The sequence below is a fragment of the Shewanella sp. M16 genome (assembly GCF_018224605.1).
In the GTDB taxonomy this organism is placed as follows: domain Bacteria; phylum Pseudomonadota; class Gammaproteobacteria; order Enterobacterales; family Shewanellaceae; genus Shewanella; species Shewanella oncorhynchi.
Window position 1 is genome coordinate 11916 of sequence record NZ_JAGTUL010000005.1, and the last position, 19654, is coordinate 31569.

The following is a 19654-nucleotide window of genomic DNA, read 5'->3' on the forward strand; positions in this document are numbered from 1 at the left end:
TGAGGTTATCCTAGCCAAGATAAAAAACAGAATAAAAAGGGTGTTCAATGTCGCAGTTGCAAGTTCGTCATGATTGGAAGCGGGAAGAAATCGAAGCCTTATTTGCGCTGCCGATGAATGACTTATTATTTAAAGCACACAGTATTCACCGTGAGGTATACGATCCTAATGAAGTGCAAATTAGCCGTTTATTATCGATTAAAACCGGTGCTTGCCCTGAGGATTGTAAATATTGCCCGCAGAGTGCTCGCTATGACACAGGTCTAGAGAAAGAGCGTTTGCTGGCAATGGAAACTGTGCTGACCGAGGCACGCAGTGCTAAGGCCGCGGGGGCTTCTCGTTTCTGCATGGGCGCTGCTTGGCGTAATCCAAAAGAAAAAGACATGCCGTACCTTAAACAAATGGTGCAAGAAGTTAAAGCCTTAGGTATGGAAACCTGTATGACGCTTGGTATGCTGTCTGAAGATCAAGCGAACGATTTAGCCAGTGCTGGCTTAGATTATTACAACCATAATTTAGATACTTCGCCTGAATATTACGGCGATGTGATCACGACACGTACCTATCAAAATCGTTTAGATACACTGACACATGTGCGTGCTTCAGGTATGAAAGTGTGCTCGGGCGGGATTGTCGGCATGGGTGAAAAGGCGACGGATCGCGCAGGCTTACTACAACAGCTGGCTAATTTACCGCAGCATCCTGATTCAGTACCAATCAATATGTTAGTCAAAGTGGCCGGCACGCCGTTTGAGAAGCTTGACGACCTCGACCCACTCGAATTTGTGCGTACTATCGCCGTGGCGCGTATCTTAATGCCGCTTTCCCGCGTGCGGTTATCGGCAGGCCGCGAAAATATGAGTGATGAGCTGCAGGCCATGTGTTTCTTTGCTGGCGCTAACTCGATTTTCTATGGTTGTAAATTGCTGACCACACCAAACCCAGAAGAAAGCGATGATATGGGGCTATTTCGACGTTTAGGCTTACGTCCCGAGCAGGGCGCAGCGGCAAAACTGGAAGAAGAAAGTGCTGTATTAGCAAAAGCGGCGGCCTATCAAGATAAGTCATCGGCACAATTCTATGACGCGGCTGCTTTGTAATACTACTGAGCGCATGTTGTCCGACAAACAGGTCGAATAGCCTGTAAACCTTGTTGCCGCAGCCTATTTTGATTGCGGCCGATAGCTTTATTGGCCGCACTCCATTTTTTAAGCAAGCATTTTTAAAACAATCATTCTTGAGGCTAAATCGATGAGTTCTCTGCTCGAGATGAAAATTGCCGCCCGTCAGCAAACCTTACGTGAGCAAGGTTTATTACGGCAACGTAAAATGCTGAGTGTTGATCACAGCTTTGATGTTAACGCACCCACTTCGAGCCCGCGCTTTGTGTTCGAAGGTCGATCCTATGTTAATTTTAGCAGTAATGATTATTTAGGCTTATCCCGCGTTCCTGAGTTGGTTGAAGCGCTGCACCTTGGGGCGCAGACCTACGGTGTGGGTAGCGGCGCATCGCCCTTAGTGACAGGGTACAGTGATGCACATGTCACACTTGAACGTGAACTCTGCGCCTTAACGGGGCATGAAGCGGGATTATTATTCTGCTCGGGCTTTAGTGCCAATACGGCGTTAATGAAAACCTTGTTTGATCAGCAAGATACTGTGATTGCCGATAAACTTGTGCATGCCTCAATTATCGATGGTTTGCAGGACAGCGGTGCGCAGTTAAAACGTTTTTTACATAATTCGCTTGAGAGCGCTGAGCGGCTTCTGACTCGAAATCACGCATCGGCGTTAATCACAGAAAGCGTGTTTAGCATGGACGGGGATTGTGCGCCGATCGTGCAGTTATCGGCGCTTTGTCGTCAACAAAATACTTGGTTGATTGTTGATGATGCCCATGGTTTTGCGGTGCTCGATGGTTATCAAAATAGTGATGCAAGAGATAAAGCAGCCAAGCTTATCGATGTGCAAGTGGTGACCTTTGGTAAGGCATTAGGTTGCCAAGGCGCAGCGGTTTTGGGGAGTCAGGCGCTGATCGACTTTTTGGTCAGTAATGCCCGCGAATATATTTATTCGACCGCCTTATCGCCCGCCAATGCCGCATTAGCGTTAGCCGCGACTCGGTACTGCACTGCACATCCTGAGTTACAGCAAAAGCTGCTTGAGAATATTTCGCTATTCAAACAGTTATGCTTCGATGCTGCCGTGCCCCTTTTAGGTTCGGATACCGCAATTCAGCCGTTGATCATTGGCGATGCGCAGCAAACCCTGCAAGTCGCCGAAGCGTTAAGAGTCGCGGGCATTTGGGTTGGGGCGATTCGACCGCCGACGGTGCCTGTAGGGTCGGCGCGGTTACGCATTACCTTAACGGCGACCCATACCGCTGAAGATATCGCAGCTTGTGTTGAGCAATTAGCCCAAGTGCTCAGTCGTGTTGGTATTCCGCTTGTCAGTGAACGAGAATCTGCCGATGAGTACAGATAAATGTACCCTATAGATCGCGTTATTTTATTGAATGTTAAGTTTTTATGGTTGAGTGTTAGTTAAAATGCCAAGCCTGATAAAGTCTAGTGATCCAAGCTGTAGCGAGCCTGCTCATGAGTCAAACAAGTTTATAGCTTGCGATCTTAAGCTGAGTGAGCTTAATGCGGGCGTTTCTTATGGGGGCGTTCTCGCGGGGACTGTGTCTAATGTGCACGGGACTCAAATTGCTGAACGTTTTTCTGCAGCGGCCCATAGTTACCAAGATCATAATCAATTACAACGCCTGAGCGCTGCCAGTTTACTTAGTGAGTTTTCGGCAGCAGGTTATCTGTTAGACATAGGGGCTGGCCCTGGCACGGATTTTTCTGCGTATCACAGTGTCTCTCAACCAGCGGATCTCTCTACGCAAAATTCATCCACAACTGTATTTGCCGTGGATATTGCCCTTGGCATGCTACAAAAGCTAAAACAGTCTTATCCCGATTATCTCGGCGTATGTGCCGATGCGCAGTGTTTACCTTTTACCAATGGCTGCATGGATGTTATTTACTCTAATCTAGCCCTGCAATGGTGTGCTGATTTTCCCGCTGCGGTAGCCGAAATAGCGCGGGTACTTAAGCCTAACGGCGAGTGTCATTTGAGCCTAGTAGCGCAGGGGAGTTTGAATCAATTAGCTGAATTAGGGTTAAGAGTGAATGACTTTTTGACGATGCAAGCACTCAAGGCTGCATTTAAACTCGATACATGGGAATTACTTGAAGTGCAACTCGTCCCTATGACAGTGTATTTTGACACTCTTAAGGCACTACTCTATTCAATTAAAGGTGTGGGGGCTTCTGTACATGTCGCCAGTTCAACAACTCGGGTTTCAGGTTCAACAGTGAGTGCTTCAGAATTCACTCCACGGCTGCGTGGTCGTCAAGATTGGCAGGCCATGCAGGCCAAAGCCGAATCGCTACGTTTACCCCAAGGTTTGCCTTTAACTTACCAGATAGTTCAAATACGTGCTCGGCGTAGGTTTTAAAGTTCACATATTATGCCTTTAGTCATGGCATTATCAATTAGCACTAATATCTAGAAAACGTTGGATTTTTAACATTACGTATAGAGATCGTTAGCTATATGGACATTTAGCTTATGGAGAGTGTGCTTAACAAAGCACAACTCATAGCAACAGATAAGGATCTAATATGTATTTTGTAACAGGTACAGATACCGATAGCGGTAAGACTTTGGTTTCGGCGGCATTATTAACCGCTGTGAATCGTTTAGGGCTCATAGCCAATGCTGACTCTGCTGTGAGTATTCTTGCAGCCAACACTATGTTGACTTTAGGTGTTAAACCCATCGCCTCGGGCTGCGCGCAAACCTCTGAAGGATTGCGCAATGCCGATGCGTTACAGCTGATGACGTCATCATCATTAAAACTGGCTTATCCACTCATCAATCCTTTTTCCTTCGAACCTGCGATTGCACCGCACATTGCCGCCGCCCAAGTGGGCGTGAGTTTAGCGCCTGAAGCTATTATTGAAAGTTTAGATTTAGTGGCATTTGCTCAAGCGGATTTTTGCTTGATTGAGGGCGCGGGAGGCTGGCGTTTACCCTTAGGTGATGGCAGGTATCTTTCGGAAGTCGTACAGAGATTAGAACTGCCAGTGATCCTCGTGGTTGGCATGAAACTTGGCTGCTTAAATCATGCATTGCTGACTCAAGAGGCGATATTGGCCGATGGGCTTAAGATTGCAGGCTGGGTTGCTAATCGTGTCGACCCGAATATGAGTATGTTTGAGGAGAATCTGACGAGCCTTAAAGAGATGATGACGGCACCTTTCCTCGGTTGTGTGCCATTTCTCGAGGATCCAAGTGCTGAAAACGCTGCTGACTATGTCGATATTGCGCCACTTTATCAAGGTGAGGAGAGCAATACTTAGCGACTGCATAATTGTTTAAGACTTTCCCCTAAGCGGAACAGTTATTTTTCTTTTGATAAAAAATGAGCCTCAAATTATGTTGAGGCTCATTTCTATCAAGGCTGCTGACTAATGTTCGCAAAATCTCGCAAAATAGTGCCTGCACATTAAAGCTAAGCGCCGCTATTGATTTGCTGCTTCAATGCGGTTGAGGCTTTAAAGCTGGGCTGATTGTAACCGTCGATTTCTATGGCTTCGCCCGTTTGTGGATTACGCCCTGTTTTAGCGACATGGTATCTGAGTTCAAAGGTGCCAAATTGTGGCAGGAAAATTTTCTCGCCTTCGCTCAAGGCGGCGTGGATCTGTTGCAGTATCTGCTCAACCACAGGTTTAGTACTCGCTTGCGATGCATTGAGCTCGGCGGCAATACGTTGGATAAGTTGTGCTTTGTTCATAGAAACCTCTGAAGTCAGCTTAGGTTCAATCGAAGGGGAGTTATAACAAGCTCGTCTTAAGATTGAAAGCCATAGCAAGCTCAGCGCGGTTGATTGGTGTTTTATTGACAGGCTTGTGAGGCTTTTGGTTATTTTGTGTTGCTAAAGTAAGTACAAGTTTGTCGGATTGAGTGGTGGGCTGATTTTACTGGGCGAAGTGACTGACTTAATTTAAAGGCTTATTGAAAGGTTTAGTTAAAAACCTTAGTTAAAAGGCTTAAGCGCAAGGCGTATTGCGCTTAGGCTATGGATTGAACACTATTCAACCGTTGGGTGATGAGAAATCCCTTTTAATGCTTGCCTATGAAAAGAGTGTTTCTTCCAGAGTGCGACCTTTCAGCAGCATCTTGTATTGCCATTGATGCTGATTGAAGAGGGCGAATAGGCGAATCTCAATATCACTGTTGTACGCTTTTTCTGTATTTGTGTCTAGCTGGATAATAAACACATTGCTTTGTTTTGAGCTAATGTTCACCACTCCCGCCAGTTTTGCCACTTCCGCTTGCAGTGCATCGCTCTCACAATTTTGCATGGTTAACGTCAGGTAATCGCTGTCGGTCGACGCATGCATTGACACAGCTTGGCTCAGTTGGCCTTTATCTAAATACAACACTTGATCGCACAGCTTTTCGAGCTCATCGAGATTATGCGAGCTGATCATAAAAGTTGTGGTGGGTGATAAGGCTTTGACCAGTTCACGGACTTTTTTCGCATTGGCAGGGTCGAGTCCCGCCGTCGGTTCATCTAATAATACTAATTCTGGCGAGCCAATCAGCGCCTGCGCAATCGATACACGTTTACTCATACCGTGGCTAAGGCTAGGCGGTTTTTGCTCGGCAACATCAATTAGATCGACCAAGGCTAACACACGCAGTGCCTCTTGCTTTGCTTGCTCCATGTTCATGCCCTGCAGGCGAGCGAAAAATATTAACTGGCTGACAATCGTCAAGTTGGGATCGAGTACTGCATCCTGGGGTAAAGCGGCAATCTTGCCTAAGAGTTTAGGGCTATTGGGGGCTTCACCGAGTAGGGTTATGGTTCCAGAGCTGGGTGATAAATAGCCGCATAACAGGCTAAAAAGCGTGGTTTTACCCGCGCCATTGGGACCGACAAGGGCAATGGGGGCACCTGCTTCAAGACTGAAGCTCACATTATTCAGTGCCTTTTTGCTGCCATAAAGCTTTGACAGCCCTTGGCATTGGATCAGACTCATAGCGAGCTCCTTTGCATATAAATTCTGCCGAGCAAGAGGGCCACAGCGGTTTGTAACAGTGGAATTGGGGCATAGACTAAGCTATTGAGTCCATTGGTATTGAGCATGTCCGACAGTTGAGCACCGGGTAATACCCACTGGAGTTGTGCGAGTAGGCTAGATTGATTCGCTAACACCACGATAGTGATGGAAATCACTGTCCATAAAATGGTGGCAAACACCATAGCTTGGCGTGCCGTGCGCGCATACAGGGACAATAAAGTCATCACAGCCGTGTAGGGCAAGATCACTATGATGAGGTTAAGACCCACCAAGGCGCCAGATGTTAACGCAGATAAAAACAGTTGGCTGTCGCGGCTGAGCGCGAGGGCGATAGTGGCGATAATCGTCAATAGGATCAGCAAGCCTTGGATCAGGATTTGGCCGAGAAAACGCCCGAACAATAAGCTGTCACGGCTAGTGCGTATGGTTAAAAAACGCAGCGTGCCACGGGTTTTATCGGAGGAGAACTGATCGGCGGCGATCAAAATACTGAACATTGGGAACAAATACAGCGCAAAGCACCAAAACACCGCCATTTCTGCCACGGGCCACTCAAAGAGCACATTGAGGGTATTGGCCCCAAATAAGCTGTCGATGACATCTTTCACATTTGGCTGTAATAACATCGCCGATGCGCTTTGAATGGGATAAAGCAGGAGTACGCCCCAAACTAAACCAAAGGCGACCAAGGCGATGATCCCGCGGGTATTAAATAAAAATTTGCGCAGTTCAAACATGGCGATAATAAACATGTTGTTGAAACTGCTGGGTGGATTATTGGTCATGTGCTGTCTCTATTCTTTTTTGCGCTAGGTTCAGGGGCTATGGTGCTTGGCGCGACTATGTTGGTGCGGTTCAGTTTCTCACCCTTGGGTAGACTGTGGATTGGTCCATAAGTGCCATGTTGCTCACATAGCACTTATTATCCATCGGTATTTATCAGTCATTATCTATCGCTAATTAGCTCAATGAGGCGATTAATTCATCGAGCTTTTGTGTCAGTTCGGCGACTTGTTGTTCAAGCTCTGTCACTCTGTTCACTAATTCAAGCGGTTCTGCGTCTACAGACACAGCGACATGGGCTAAGGTATGACTTGTACTTCGGGATTGACTAGCACTTTCGTGCGATGATGCCGCAGAGAATAATTCCACATAACGGGATTCGCGGCGGCCGGCTTCTCTGGGCAATTGTTTTAAGAAAGGCTTTTCACGGCTCATTAATTGGCGGATGCAATCTTCCACGTCGATCACGTCTTTAAATTCGTGTAGGCGATTGCTGCGGGTCCGTAGCTCTCCCGGTGTTTGTGGGCCACGTAATAGCAACAAACAGACGATGGCGAGTGCGGCGGGGGACAGTTGAAGTTCGCTGAATTCGGTATTGCAGAATCTGTGCTTGTATTTAACGACGCGGCTGCCAAATCCCGACTGTTCGCTGATCAAACGTTTCCGATTTAGGGAATCGACGGCGATTTGCACTTGGGTTTCACTGAGTTCGAGTACGGGCTCGCGGCTGGTTTTTTGATTGCAGGCTAAGGTCAAAGAGTTTAGCGAGAGTGGATATTGCTCAGGGGTGGTGATTTCTTTCTCAAGCAGACATCCGATGACTCTGGCTTCGTGTAACGTGAGTTCCATATAAGCTCCAAAGAAAAAAGCATGGCTTTGTTTATAACAGAGCCATGCTTAATATCCTAGGAGTTGTCAGTCAAACTCTGCCTTAGTGGCGGTAAACTGTACAATTTTAAGGCTAAGTCCTGAATAGAGTTGATTATTCTGCGGTTTCAGTTAAACGCAAACCATCATTATCTATGCTCAGTTGACCATTCTTAAACAAGCCACCAATGGCTTTTTTGAAGGCTTTTTTACTCATACCAAGCTGATCGTAAATGATTTCAGCATCGGTTTTATCGGTCAGGGCTAAGAAGCCGCCAGCCTGTTTGAGTTTAATCAGAATGATGTGGGCGTGCTTATCTAACTCTTGTTTACTGCCTTGTTGCAGCACAAGATCAATTTTGCCGTCGCGGCGCACTTGTTTGATGAAACCTTTGAGTCTTTGGCCGAAACGCAGTTTTTGGAACACTTCATTTTCATAAATCACGCCCCAATGGGCATGATTAATAATGGCTTTGTAGCCTAAATCTGTGGTGCCGCCGATATATAAATCGACCTGCTCACCAACTGTGTACTCAGGCTCTGTCTTATCGAGGAACTTATCGATTTTTGATGAGGCCATGATGCGTTCATCGGCGCGGTTGGCGTGTACATAGACCAGATATGAGCGGCCTTCTTCGATAGGCTTATGTTGCTCACCGAAGGGCAGTAATAAATCTTTATCTAAGCCCCAGTCTAAAAAAGCGCCATAAGGGCCGGTTGCGACGGCTTTTAAGTAGGCGAATTCGCCTACCTGTGCCAATGGACGGCGCGTGGTAGCAATCACGATATCTTCAGAATCTAGATACAGAAACACGTCAAGCAGATCACCGACTTGGCAGTCTTTTGGGGTGACTTTGTTTGGTAGAAGTACTTGCCCTAATTCGTGGGCGTTTAAATACACGCCAAAGCTGACTTGTTTTACAACCTCAAGTTTGCAGGTTTTACCTATCTGTACCATGGATCTCTCTGTGCATAATGGAATGTGATTCGGTTGCGATTATACACTTCGGTGCTGAAACTGCAGCATTATTGTCTTTGAGCTTTATCTTAGCGTGTGTGAGTCGTCACTCTGCGCAGGCTTGACCACGCATAGTGTCTCAGAGGAACCACTGATTTGTGGCGGGTTTGGCGCTGTGATATTGGTTGTTTGGCTTCGCTTAATGTTGGCAAATGTGCATCACTTGAGTGACACACAAAAATCAGGGATATTTACAGGGGTAAATGTCAATAAAAGTGACAAAGGTGATATAAAAAATATTGAACAGACTTGTACGACGTTTATGGGTTAACTAACTAATATTACTATATTTAAAACCAATTGGTGGCGGGTGGTTGTTAAGCAAGTGTTTATTATATTTTAATGCAAAAGATTAAATGAGATTCTTGCTTGCATTCTGTGACATTGCGCGGTTTAATTGCGCCGTTCAACGATTCCGCTCGTTGCAGACATTACAAATATTACGTGAGTAATAAAGGTTTTATGGTTCACCAGTCATTAACCGTGTAATTGACAACATATCGATTTACATGGGGTTAAGAGGGTTTTTATTAGCTAATGCACAAGCATCCATTTTTTGCACTTTGCCTAAAAGTGTCACAATGCCAACGCTCGATTGTCGTACCATACGATGATACTGGCCTTAAGCATCTCACGTTGATCCGCATCAATTCTGGCCGCGAAGAAGCCAATAGTCCCCTGTTAAAATAATCTTGCCTAGCGATAAGCTGGTTTGGCGTTTTCGCTAGTTCAGTGTTATCGGTTTTCGTTTTCTACTTGTGTTATCGGTTTCTGAAGGTCTTAACCTCTTTCGAACGTCTTTAAGCTACTTATTAGCTTGATGTTTTAAGGATGCGACTCCGGATCTTATTTGGCTTTTTGGCGGTATTTGCGCCCTATAGCCTGAGGATAAATGCAAGCGAGGCAAGTAAAGATAGCTTTACTGAGGTAAGGGAATAAGCTTTCCCTTCAATATGATACGATGTATTGCGCTAAGATGAGTTGTCTCTTGTGCTATTAATGAAAATCGCAGCAATGTCACTTACACTAGCGTGACGTTGCGGCATTAAGGAGAAGGTAAAATTTACCTTCGTGTATGTCAGGTAAGGTGTCCCTTTGCCTGGGTTTGTCGAACGGGCGGTTGTGCTATTAAGCCATAACCGTTTAACCCATTTTTTAATAGACGGGCTAAATAATAATGAATGATTGGTCTATTGATGATGCTCGTGCTGGGTACAATGTTACTCACTGGAGCCAAGGTTTTTATGGGATTAGCGATCAAGGTGAGGTGACAGTGTCACCGGACCCCAAAAATCCTGATTACAAGATTGGCTTAAATGAGCTAGCCAAAGACATGGTTAAGGCGGGAGTCGCTTTACCTGTACTAGTTCGTTTTCCGCAGATCCTGCACCACAGAGTGAACAGTTTGTGCCAAGCATTCGACCAAGCGATACAGAAGTACGAGTATCAGGCGGATTATTTGCTGGTTTACCCGATTAAAGTAAACCAACAGCAAACTGTGGTGGAAGAGATCCTGGCGAGTCAGGCATCAAAAGAAGTACCACAACTGGGTTTAGAAGCGGGCAGTAAGCCTGAGCTGATGGCTGTGTTAGCCATGGCGCAAAAAGCCAGTTCAGTCATTGTATGTAATGGTTATAAAGATAATGAATATATCCGTTTAGCACTGATTGGTGAAAAGTTAGGCCACAAGGTTTACATCGTTTTAGAAAAACTGTCTGAACTGAAAATGGTGTTAGCTGAATCTAAACGTCTGGGTGTGACACCGCGTTTAGGTCTACGTGCACGTTTAGCGTTCCAAGGCAAAGGCAAGTGGCAGGCGAGCGGAGGTGAGAAATCTAAGTTCGGTTTATCTGCTGCGCAAATTTTGCTGGTTGTAGAGCAACTTAAGCAACACGATATGCTGGATTCGCTGCAATTGCTGCATTTCCACTTAGGTTCGCAAATCGCTAATATCCGTGATATTCGCCAAGGTGTGAGTGAAGCGGGTCGTTTCTACTGTGAATTACGTGAATTAGGCGCAAGCGTTAACTGCTTCGACGTCGGTGGTGGTTTAGCGGTGGATTACGATGGCACTCGTAGCCAAAGTAATAACTCGATGAACTATGGCCTGACTGAATACGCTAACAACATAGTTAACGTATTGACTGACATCTGTAATGAATACGAGCAACCTATGCCACGTATTATTTCAGAATCGGGTCGTTACTTAACGGCGCACCATGCTGTGCTTATCACCGATGTTATCGGTACTGAAGCTTATCAGCCTGAAGATATTCAACCGCCAGCGGAAGATTCACCACAGTTATTGCATAACATGTGGCATTCATGGTCTGAGATCAGCGGCCGCGCCGATCAACGTGCTTTGATTGAGATTTACCACGATAGCCAAAGTGACTTACAAGAAGCGCATTCGCTATTTGCTTTAGGTCAATTGACCTTAGCGGAGCGTGCGTGGGCTGAGCAAGCTAACCTGCGCGTGTGTCATGAAGTGCAAGGGCTATTGAGTGCGAAAAACCGTTATCACAGACCTATCATTGATGAACTCAATGAAAAGTTAGCCGATAAGTTCTTTGTTAACTTCTCATTATTCCAGTCATTACCGGATGCTTGGGGTATTGACCAAGTGTTTCCAGTATTGCCGTTATCGGGCTTAGATAAAGCCCCTGAGCGCCGTGCTGTCATGCTCGATATCACCTGTGACTCTGACGGTATTGTCGATCAATACGTTGATGGTCAAGGGATTGAAACCACGCTGCCAGTGCCAGCATGGAGTGCGGATAGCCCGTACCTGATTGGTTTCTTCCTTGTGGGTGCATACCAAGAAATCTTGGGTGATATGCATAACCTGTTTGGTGATACAAACTCAGCAGTGGTTCGCATCGAAGATAACGGTGTGACTAACATTGAATCTGTATTGGCGGGTGACACGGTTGCTGACGTATTGCGTTACGTTAACTTAGATGCGGTGGCCTTTATGCGCACTTATGAAGAGTTAGTGAATCTGCATATCGCCGAAGGTGAACGCGCACAAATTTTAGAAGAATTGCAACTAGGGCTGAAAGGCTATACCTATTTAGAAGATTTTTCTTAATTTATAGCGTGTTAAAATAAATCAGCCTCGGGTAACCTCGGCTGATTTTTGTTTTTATAAGGGCAGATGTTTTACTTTTATTGCCATTTTAGTCGTGTAAAATCGCGTTGTTCTAGGATCAAGTAAAGGATGAGTGACGATCATGAGGTCAAAGGGTTGATGTTTTTTGAAGGTTCAGAAAAAAAACTCGAGATTATCGTGACGGCGTCTGCGCCGAATTTACGAGAACTCGATGTGAGTTTTTGGTCTGCCTTAGTCAACTGTGCCCACGCCGAGATACTGTCGCAGTTAAGTAATGCGGACTGTGATGCTTATCTGTTGAGTGAATCCAGCTTGTTTGTATGGCACGATAGATTTGTCATGCTCACCTGTGGTAACAGTACCTTAGTGGACGCCGCCTGTTACTTTATCGGCGCGCTTGGCGTGCCTGCCATGGCATTGGTGAGTTATCAGCGTAAAAACGAATACCAAGCTCATCTGCAAACCACGAGTTTTGCCGAAGATATTGGCAAACTGCGCCAACGTATCGCCGGTAAAGCCTTTCGAGTAGGCCATCTCGACAGCCATCATCACTATTTTTTCTGCTCTGACAGTGATTATCGAGCACCAAATGATGATCAAACCAGTGAGCTGTTAATGTACCACATTCGTGGCGAATTTGCCGACTATCTTAATGGCGGCTCGCAGAGTAAAGATGAGATTTGCGCCGCACTCGAGCTTAACGATTTACTCCCTGAATTTGAGATTGACGCCCATTTATTTGATCCGTCAGGCTTTTCGATGAACGGTATTTGGGGCAAATATTATGTTACTTTGCATATTACGCCTCAAAGCGAGAATGCGTGCGCTAGCTCCTATGTGAGCTTTGAAACGAATCTGGATTTAGCGCAGTATCCGCAAGATCTATTAGCGCGTCTATTAACCTTGTTTGCTCCTGTCAGTTGGGACACAATCCGCTTTAATACCGACGACTCAACGCAGGGATTTCCTGCCCATTTATGCTTAGGGCGGTGTTCATTAACGACCGAGCAAGGTTATAACATTGGTTTTAGCCACTATCAGCAGCTTCAGGCTGAAGTGCTGATCCCTGAACTCATGTGAATTTTTGGCGTTTGCTTAAGGAAACCCTATGACAGATCTCAGTGATATCCGCCGCGAGTATGCCAAAGGCGGCTTAAGACGTGCCGACTTACCGCAAAACCCGATGGACTTGTTTGAATTGTGGATGACGCAGGCGAGGGATGCAGAGCTTAGCGATCCCACCGCCATGTGTGTGGCGACTGTGGATGAGCACGGCCAACCTTTTCAACGAATAGTATTACTTAAGCGTTTTGATGACACAGGTTTCGTATTTTTTACTAACCTTGGCAGCCGCAAAGCACAGCAAATTGCTGCTAATAATAAAGTCAGTTTGCATTTCCCTTGGCATCCTCTAGAGCGTCAAGTATCTGTGCTTGGTGAAGCGCAGGCACTGTCCACCGCTGAAGTGCTTAAATACTTTATGACCCGTCCTAAGGACAGCCAAATTGCGGCTTGGGTATCGCAGCAGTCGAGTAAACTCAGCGCTAGACAAGTACTTGAAGGCAAATTCTTCGAAATGAAAGCTAAGTTCGCCAAGGGCGATGTGCCTTTACCCAGTTTTTGGGGCGGTTACTTAGTGAGACCTTCGAGTATTGAATTTTGGCAGGGTGGCGAACACAGGCTACATGATCGTTTTATTTATTCTCGCCATGATGCAGAGTGGGAAATCGATCGTTTAGCGCCTTAGTACGGTGCATAGTTCGATAGCTCGGCATAAAACTGAGCTCGTGAACCTAACAACAGAGTTAAAAGACATTGAGTGATTATAAAATTTGGGTTGATGCGGATGCATGCCCTAATCCTATCAAAGAAATCCTGTTCCGGGCGGCGGAGCGCAAAGCCCTGCCGCTGGTGCTGGTGGCTAATCAAATGATCCGCGTACCGCCATCTCCCTATATCAGCCAAATTCGAGTCGGTGCGGGATTTGATGTGGCAGATCAATATATTGTCGATCATGTTGAATCGACGCATTTAGTGATCACTGCGGATATCCCCTTAGCGGCTTTAATCATTGAAAAGGGCGCCTTGGCGCTCAATCCCCGTGGCGAGCTTTATACCGTCGATAACATAAAACAAAAGCTGACGATGCGCGATTTTATGGAGGATTTGCGCGGTTCTGGCGTGCACACCGGCGGGCCTGATTCGTTTTCTCAAGCTGATAAACAGGCTTTTGCCAATAGCTTAGATAAATGGTTAGTGCGCGTATGAATCATAGTTTACTGGTCGCTAATGGATAAACAGAGTATCTTTAGCTTAAGTTAGGTGATGTTGATCACGTTTAACTGGGCAGGATTTTAGCCTGTTGCGGATGTCGATTTTCTTTACGGCATGGCTTTTAAACTCACTCTTTAAGGACGGATACGATGAAAAAATGGATGGGAATTGTCGCCTTATCTGCTATGGCCAGTTTTAGCTGTGCCGCGCAATGGCAAGTGATGGAACAAGATTCGCGAGTCAGTTTTATTTCGGTAAAGAAAGGTGATATAGGTGAAGTCCATCACTTTAAACAACTCAAAGGTACGCTAAAAGATAACGGTCAATTTGAATTAACAATTCCACTAATCGGTGTGGCAACGGGTATTGATGTCCGCGATGAGCGGATGCAAAATTTGTTGTTTGAAGTGTCTTTGTATCCAGAGCTTAAACTGTCATCACAAGTAGACCCTAAGATACTAAAAAATCTTGGCGTCGGTGAGAGTAAAGTTTTTGATATTGATGGAAAAATTGCGTTACACGGCAAATCGCAAACTAAGGCTTTTTCGGTGATTATCACTAAAGTTTCTGATAACAAACTTTTAGTGAACAGTTTTCAACCGGTAATTGTTAATGCCAATGAGTTTGATCTTGTGGCTGGGATTGATAAATTACGTGAAATTGCGGGTTTATCGAGCATTAGTCAAGCTGTTCCTGTGTCATTTGTACTAACCTTAACTCAGTAACTTCAATAAGATTGGTATAGATCAATACGTCTGTTATCGAAGATAGGCTAGAGTTAAATAAGTGGCGTATGCTAGATCTTGATAAGAAGCCGAGCTTTTGGCTTCTTTGATATTTTCTGATGTGCTATTAATAGCATCACAATAGATATTAAGTTAATGAGTTTAAAGGGTAAAAAATGGTCACAGATAAAGATGGTTACATGCATTTGGTCCAGTATTTAACTGAACATCTTGGCTTATTTGAAACACCAGGTTCAGAGGTAGTTTCAGACGATACTGTGATGGAATTATTTGAAGAGCAATTGTCGGCACAGATCATTATGGTGTGTGGCCAAAATCCATCGTTGTCTTTTACGCAACGTAATGTGATTATCCGTGAAGTGGATGCAATTGTGTATGATTTAGAAGAGATTTTAGCTTCAGTTGCCAACCATAAAGCGACTCCCGCACAGACTTTATTTATTACTGAGTTTTCTAGTTTGATTAAGAATTTGTTCGATCAAGAAATCGCTAAACTTCAAGTGAGTGCTTAGTCAGAATAGCAATTAGATTATCTATTAATGCGTGATTTCAGGTAAGTCAGGACTAATACTAATTTTTAGCAGCGTAAATCATCATCGTTTGAGTACCATGTGTTTCCTCACTCTTATTGTTAAGCTCGAGCTGCAGCAGCTTTGAGTGTGAGGTAAATATCTGCTCTTTGCTTCACCTCATGTTATTTCGTATGGCCACCATTTTTCATCGAGTTCTGCGACTAAGTTTTGTTGCTGTGTTATGCGAGTCATCGCTGTGGATTAGCTCCTTTTAGTGTTATTTGCATTGCTGATGTGTATGTATTAAATGGTGTTAGCTTAAAATAAAAAGCCCATCTTTCCCGCATTTATGTCATTGTCTGTGTATCTTTAGTGTATGAGCTTTAACTATTTTTCCCTTCATGTATTGATAAGGAGTGTTCAATGCTAACGATTTCTTCGGGTCATGCTGATGATATATTGGCTGTGGTCGCATCTGGCCGTGTTAACCATGGGGATGTTGAAGGCTATTTGGTTCCCGCCATAGAAGCCAAGCTGCAAGACCACGCCAGTATTCGCCTTTGGTACGAGTTTTCCCCTGAATTTGAAGGTATATCCGTTGGGGCCCTGTGGGATGATGCGGTATTAGGTTTATTTCATTTAAGTGATTTTTCAAGGGTCGTGATGATTGCCAATGCCACTCAAACAAATGCTATGGTTAATGCGCTAGCCTGCATGCTGCCATGTCCGGTAAAGGTATTTACCGCCGATGAACATAGCCAAGCCAAGGCATGGTTAGATCAATAACGCACCTTCATTTATTGCGGTTCTAAACCTGTACTCAGTGGCCAACGACATTGAATGTGTGTGCCTTGGTTCAAGTGGCTACTGATGCTAAGGCTGCCATTGAGATCATTTTTAAGCCACAGATTTATACAGGTCAGCGTTCCAATGCAGAGTTCTTGTGTTAGTTCTTGTCGTAACTGTGCGAGTTGCGGTTCTGTCATACCTATCCCATTATCGATAATACTGATGTGTAACTCTTCGCTCGACTTGTCGATATTAATGGTTATTTCACGCTGTTCATTGTGAGCTTTAAATGCATGATTCAACGTGTTGGTGATTAGACGATAAAACAGCTGCAAATATTGCCAAGAAGGGCCATCAATGATGACATTTTCTTCGCAATTTAACGCTATTTCCACATTTGTTTTAGCTAGTTGTACCTTTAGTAACCCTAAGAGATGGCGCATAAATTGTGCGAGATGCAGTGGCCGAATGTCATTTTGATGATTCGTTAATAACTGGGCAATATGTCGCAGTTTATTTGCCTGAGTCACCATGATTTCGGTGATCTGATTTTGGTCGTTAGCATTATCTATTGGCTGAAGTTGGCACACTTTGGCGAGTAGCTGATCTTGCTCATGCATAATTTGCGTCATCATTTCAGCTAGAAAATTTTGCATTAGCTGTTGGCTTTGTTCACGACTGAGATTGAGTTGGTGATGCTTCTCAAGTAATTGGGTTGATTTGTCTTGGAGCAGATGGAGTTCATGGTTATGTTGATTACTGAGGCGAACTTGTTCTTGTAGGTGATTAAGCGCCTCGACTTGCCCTAAAAGTAACTTTTCTTGTTCTTGCTCTTTAATTTTTTGTAAGGTGATATCAAAGGCAATAGCACCGACTGCAATAACGGTATCGTCATCATCTTTGATCTTAAATTTAGTCACGATATAAATAAGATTGCCTAGGGGCGATGGAATAGCTTCTTCGAAGTTTATGGCTTCATGATTATGCAGAACGCGTCGATCATTTTGTTGATACTCGTGGGCAAATTGGCTGGGAAATATCTCAAAATCAGAAGTGCCAATAATGCGTCTGCGTTCTATACCTAAGATTTCACAATATTTGTCATTGACGAGAATATATTTACCGTGAAGATCTTTGATATAGATGAGATTTTGAGAAAATTTAAGTAAAGCCCTCAATTGTTCTTTATGGCGCTTTAACTCCAGTTGAAACAGGTTTTGGCTCTGCAATTGCTGTTCTAGTGCCAGGTTACTCGCATCTAAGCTCGCCATTGCCACTTCAAGTTGTCGAGTACGCGACAGGAATGTTTTTGCCAATAAACCAATTTCGTCATGGCTGTTATTGGCTTTGAGTTCGATAGAGGCGGAATCATTACGTTTTAAGGCTTGGACGATTTCAATAATGGGGGTAATAAATAGTCGGTGCTGGAGTAAGAATAATAGAATTAAGCCTAATAGTTGAATACAGACTAAATAAACGCCGACCTTTTCGATTAAATGTTTAGCGGTATCCTGCAGCGGTGAAATTGGGGTGACGACAAGTACCTTCCAATAGGTATTTGGCATGAGAAATACCGAAACGAGAGATGCCGTTTTAAGGATTGGATCATGGGTCAAAGTTACCGACGTCAGTAATTTCGGGGCAGTAAAATGATTTAAGGCATTGTTATTTACGATGGCCGCTAACATGTCACGCTCATTTTGATGACTTAGTCTCGTTAGATGCTGCATCTGTTCTTGGGTAAAAACGCGCTCGGCAATCGCCGCTTCTATAAAGGCTTTATCTGCACTCTGCAATGCGACTTCGACGGGGCTGAAATCTGGCTGTTGGCTGGCGAGATGATTGAAGGTGACGAAAGAATGATTGGTATTGGTTTGATGCTTAAGATCGTTATTGGCATCTGGATAGGCGAGTACTTGGTTTTGATGATCTAAGGCTATGACATAGCCTCTGACATTAATCATAGTATTGCGTAATAGCACATTGAGCTTTTCTAAACTGATATCCACAGTGGCGGCACCAATAAACTGATGGTCCATCCACATAGCGCCTGAGGCTGTGATCATTGACTCATGGGTTGTCGGATCGAAATAAGATTTTGACCAGAAAATTTTACCAGCAGGAAAATAGCGCGTCGGGCGATACCATTCTTCGGTGTGGTAGCTTGGGAATGTGTCTTTGTTATAGGAATCAATGGCGACTAATTCATCGTTTACATTGTGTGCCCAAAACAGGCTATCTCGAAATTTTTGCTGATTAAACGCGCCGGGTTCCGGCCAGACGCCACCGCCAGAGATGATGCGTTGTTGACTATCAAGTTTCAGCAACGTGGGAATGGTTTTCACCAGTTGCTCATGATCATAGCGGTAAAGTTTGGCAATACTGGAAATAGAGTCGACTACGGTTTCAACCTGTGAAGTCATTTCTTGCAGTTTGGCGATAATCAACTGGCCATAGTTTTGGTTTAACACGGCTTGCTGATCAAGAACTTGTTGGCGTTGAATGCTTAGCATCACCCAAGCTGTACTACAAATCAAAATAGCGGCAATGACGAGCTGAATAAGGCTAAATTTGAATGGCAAACTGTTTTGCCATTGGGTTAATGGCGTGTGTGGCTCAGATGTCGAACTTTTTCCCATAATCCCCAGTTTCCAAATCACCACTTTTCATTGAGCCAGTGTAGCGCTTTCTCACTGTTTTGCTATTGGCATATGTTTAAGTTGCGAGGATTGAATGGGATAAGTGGAATATAATCGTCAATAAAAAGGCAGGTTCTATGCCTGCCTTATCTCAAACTTGTTATTTATAAAGAGATGGTTTATTTGAACCACTTAGGACAGGCACAATAAAGAGTAACCAAGCGACTAAGAAGCCACTGAAAGCCACTACCATCCATTCGGGCATCGTTACACCCATAAAGACCCAAGGTACATCAGTACACATGCCAGTAGGCATCATAACGGCAGGGAACCATTCGTGTAATGGCATCCAAGCTGGAAATTCAGGTAAGAATGAACAGGTTGAAAAAGGGGATGGGTTGGCTTGCATATCTACGAGCGATAAGGCCAGTTTTAATCCCCAAGTTGCACTGATGGCCCAGAGCACGGCAGCTAAGATCCTGACTATTCGATATTTTGGGGCTGTCATGCCAATGAGGCCTGCTGCCAATAAACCAAAAATAGCGAGTCTTTGGTAAATACACATGACACAGGGTTCCAGTTTCATAACATATTGAAAATACAGGGCGGCTGCTTCTAACCCAAGGGCTGTGCCTGCGAGAATAAACCAAGATGAACGGGAATGGGCAAAGCGAGTCATTACAGTCAAAGTGAGCTCCATATCAACAAAAAACGCCCTCAGACATGGGGCGTTTTTTGGACTCTACTTATTAAATAAAGTTCAGTCAATAA

At 44.6% G+C, this 19654-nt stretch carries 19 protein-coding genes; 12 read left to right on the forward strand and 7 right to left on the reverse strand.

Annotated features, from left to right (window positions below; all coding sequences use genetic code 11):
• The first annotated feature begins 47 nt into the window (after positions 1–47).
• The 4 genes from bioB (at position 48) to bioD (ending at position 4415) form a co-directional block, all read left to right on the forward strand.
• A complete protein-coding gene (bioB, locus tag KFE26_RS04570) occupies positions 48–1100 on the forward strand; it encodes a biotin synthase BioB (protein WP_212599785.1) in 1053 nt (350 codons plus the stop codon).
• A gap of 151 nt (positions 1101–1251) precedes the next feature.
• Complete coding sequence (locus KFE26_RS04575) at positions 1252–2484, forward strand: 8-amino-7-oxononanoate synthase (RefSeq protein ID WP_212599786.1); 1233 nt, start codon at positions 1252–1254, stop codon at positions 2482–2484.
• A 64-nt stretch (positions 2485–2548) separates the two neighbouring features.
• The gene (locus KFE26_RS04580) at positions 2549–3508 is read left to right on the forward strand and encodes a methyltransferase domain-containing protein (protein WP_212599787.1); all 960 of its coding nucleotides are present in this window, start codon (positions 2549–2551) and stop codon (positions 3506–3508) included.
• Positions 3509–3674: 166 nt separating this feature from the next.
• A complete protein-coding gene (gene bioD / locus KFE26_RS04585) occupies positions 3675–4415 on the forward strand; it encodes a dethiobiotin synthase (protein WP_105252838.1) in 741 nt (246 codons plus the stop codon).
• Positions 4416–4567: 152 nt separating this feature from the next.
• Here bioD and KFE26_RS04590 read toward each other — a convergent pair whose 3' ends face one another.
• From KFE26_RS04590 to KFE26_RS04610, 5 genes are all read right to left on the reverse strand, one after another.
• Positions 4568–4867: an HU family DNA-binding protein gene (locus tag KFE26_RS04590; protein WP_258547583.1), complete on the reverse strand. Its 300-nt coding sequence runs from the start codon at positions 4865–4867 to the stop codon at positions 4568–4570.
• Between the two features lie 322 nt (positions 4868–5189).
• Entirely contained in the window at positions 5190–6101 is a 912-nt protein-coding gene (locus KFE26_RS04595; protein ID WP_212599788.1) for an ABC transporter ATP-binding protein, read from the reverse strand.
• Positions 6098–6928, reverse strand: coding sequence for an ABC transporter permease subunit (locus tag KFE26_RS04600; protein WP_212599789.1), 831 nt, complete (start codon positions 6926–6928; stop codon positions 6098–6100). The genes KFE26_RS04595 and KFE26_RS04600 overlap by 4 nt, the downstream gene beginning before the upstream one ends.
• A gap of 175 nt (positions 6929–7103) precedes the next feature.
• Complete coding sequence (locus KFE26_RS04605; RefSeq protein WP_212599790.1) at positions 7104–7775, reverse strand: YceH family protein; 672 nt, start codon at positions 7773–7775, stop codon at positions 7104–7106.
• A 133-nt stretch (positions 7776–7908) separates the two neighbouring features.
• Positions 7909–8751 carry a S1 RNA-binding domain-containing protein gene (locus KFE26_RS04610; RefSeq protein ID WP_006086322.1) on the reverse strand — a complete coding sequence of 281 codons (843 nt, stop codon included), beginning with the start codon at positions 8749–8751 and terminating at the stop codon, positions 7909–7911.
• A gap of 597 nt (positions 8752–9348) precedes the next feature.
• On the opposite strand from KFE26_RS04610, the gene KFE26_RS04615 reads away from it, so the two are divergent.
• The 8 genes from KFE26_RS04615 (at position 9349) to KFE26_RS04650 (ending at position 16241) form a co-directional block, all read left to right on the forward strand.
• Positions 9349–9501 (forward strand): hypothetical protein, encoded by a 153-nt coding sequence (locus KFE26_RS04615; RefSeq protein ID WP_011846564.1) that lies wholly within the window; start codon positions 9349–9351, stop codon positions 9499–9501.
• Between the two features lie 487 nt (positions 9502–9988).
• Positions 9989–11902: a biosynthetic arginine decarboxylase gene (speA, locus tag KFE26_RS04620; protein ID WP_028760330.1), complete on the forward strand. Its 1914-nt coding sequence runs from the start codon at positions 9989–9991 to the stop codon at positions 11900–11902.
• Positions 11903–12061: 159 nt separating this feature from the next.
• The gene (locus KFE26_RS04625) at positions 12062–13003 is read left to right on the forward strand and encodes an adenosylmethionine decarboxylase (RefSeq protein WP_212599856.1); all 942 of its coding nucleotides are present in this window, start codon (positions 12062–12064) and stop codon (positions 13001–13003) included.
• 28 nt (positions 13004–13031) lie between these two features.
• Positions 13032–13670 (forward strand): pyridoxamine 5'-phosphate oxidase, encoded by a 639-nt coding sequence (pdxH, locus tag KFE26_RS04630; protein ID WP_131523902.1) that lies wholly within the window; start codon positions 13032–13034, stop codon positions 13668–13670.
• Positions 13671–13738: 68 nt separating this feature from the next.
• Positions 13739–14191 (forward strand): YaiI/YqxD family protein, encoded by a 453-nt coding sequence (locus KFE26_RS04635; protein WP_212599791.1) that lies wholly within the window; start codon positions 13739–13741, stop codon positions 14189–14191.
• 155 nt (positions 14192–14346) lie between these two features.
• Positions 14347–14922 (forward strand): YceI family protein, encoded by a 576-nt coding sequence (locus tag KFE26_RS04640; RefSeq protein WP_028760327.1) that lies wholly within the window; start codon positions 14347–14349, stop codon positions 14920–14922.
• 176 nt (positions 14923–15098) lie between these two features.
• A complete protein-coding gene (locus tag KFE26_RS04645) occupies positions 15099–15455 on the forward strand; it encodes a DUF3802 family protein (RefSeq protein ID WP_028760326.1) in 357 nt (118 codons plus the stop codon).
• A 423-nt stretch (positions 15456–15878) separates the two neighbouring features.
• Positions 15879–16241: an STAS/SEC14 domain-containing protein gene (locus KFE26_RS04650; RefSeq protein WP_028760325.1), complete on the forward strand. Its 363-nt coding sequence runs from the start codon at positions 15879–15881 to the stop codon at positions 16239–16241.
• An 11-nt stretch (positions 16242–16252) separates the two neighbouring features.
• Here KFE26_RS04650 and KFE26_RS04655 read toward each other — a convergent pair whose 3' ends face one another.
• Positions 16253–18883, reverse strand: a complete 2631-nt coding sequence (locus KFE26_RS04655) for a PAS domain-containing protein (protein WP_212599792.1) — start codon at positions 18881–18883, stop codon at positions 16253–16255.
• Between the two features lie 160 nt (positions 18884–19043).
• Positions 19044–19571 (reverse strand): disulfide bond formation protein DsbB, encoded by a 528-nt coding sequence (gene dsbB, locus KFE26_RS04660; protein ID WP_028760323.1) that lies wholly within the window; start codon positions 19569–19571, stop codon positions 19044–19046.
• Positions 19572–19654: the final 83 nt, after the last annotated feature.

Bases quoted from the DNA above. Each gene is read 5' to 3' on its own strand.
- bioB (WP_212599785.1), top strand. From the start codon at position 48: ATGTCGCAGTTGCAAGTTCGTCATGATTGGAAGCGGGAAGAAATCGAA.
- KFE26_RS04575 (WP_212599786.1), top strand. From the start codon at position 1,252: ATGAGTTCTCTGCTCGAGATGAAAATTGCCGCCCGTCAGCAAACCTTA.
- KFE26_RS04580 (WP_212599787.1), top strand. From the start codon at position 2,549: ATGCCAAGCCTGATAAAGTCTAGTGATCCAAGCTGTAGCGAGCCTGCT.
- bioD (WP_105252838.1), top strand. From the start codon at position 3,675: ATGTATTTTGTAACAGGTACAGATACCGATAGCGGTAAGACTTTGGTT.
- KFE26_RS04595 (WP_212599788.1), bottom strand. From the start codon at position 6,101: ATGAGTCTGATCCAATGCCAAGGGCTGTCAAAGCTTTATGGCAGCAAA.
- KFE26_RS04600 (WP_212599789.1), bottom strand. From the start codon at position 6,928: ATGACCAATAATCCACCCAGCAGTTTCAACAACATGTTTATTATCGCC.
- KFE26_RS04605 (WP_212599790.1), bottom strand. From the start codon at position 7,775: ATGGAACTCACGTTACACGAAGCCAGAGTCATCGGATGTCTGCTTGAG.
- KFE26_RS04610 (WP_006086322.1), bottom strand. From the start codon at position 8,751: ATGGTACAGATAGGTAAAACCTGCAAACTTGAGGTTGTAAAACAAGTC.
- KFE26_RS04615 (WP_011846564.1), top strand. From the start codon at position 9,349: ATGCACAAGCATCCATTTTTTGCACTTTGCCTAAAAGTGTCACAATGC.
- speA (WP_028760330.1), top strand. From the start codon at position 9,989: ATGAATGATTGGTCTATTGATGATGCTCGTGCTGGGTACAATGTTACT.
- KFE26_RS04625 (WP_212599856.1), top strand. From the start codon at position 12,062: ATGTTTTTTGAAGGTTCAGAAAAAAAACTCGAGATTATCGTGACGGCG.
- pdxH (WP_131523902.1), top strand. From the start codon at position 13,032: ATGACAGATCTCAGTGATATCCGCCGCGAGTATGCCAAAGGCGGCTTA.
- KFE26_RS04640 (WP_028760327.1), top strand. From the start codon at position 14,347: ATGAAAAAATGGATGGGAATTGTCGCCTTATCTGCTATGGCCAGTTTT.
- KFE26_RS04645 (WP_028760326.1), top strand. From the start codon at position 15,099: ATGGTCACAGATAAAGATGGTTACATGCATTTGGTCCAGTATTTAACT.
- KFE26_RS04650 (WP_028760325.1), top strand. From the start codon at position 15,879: ATGCTAACGATTTCTTCGGGTCATGCTGATGATATATTGGCTGTGGTC.
- KFE26_RS04655 (WP_212599792.1), bottom strand. From the start codon at position 18,883: ATGGGAAAAAGTTCGACATCTGAGCCACACACGCCATTAACCCAATGG.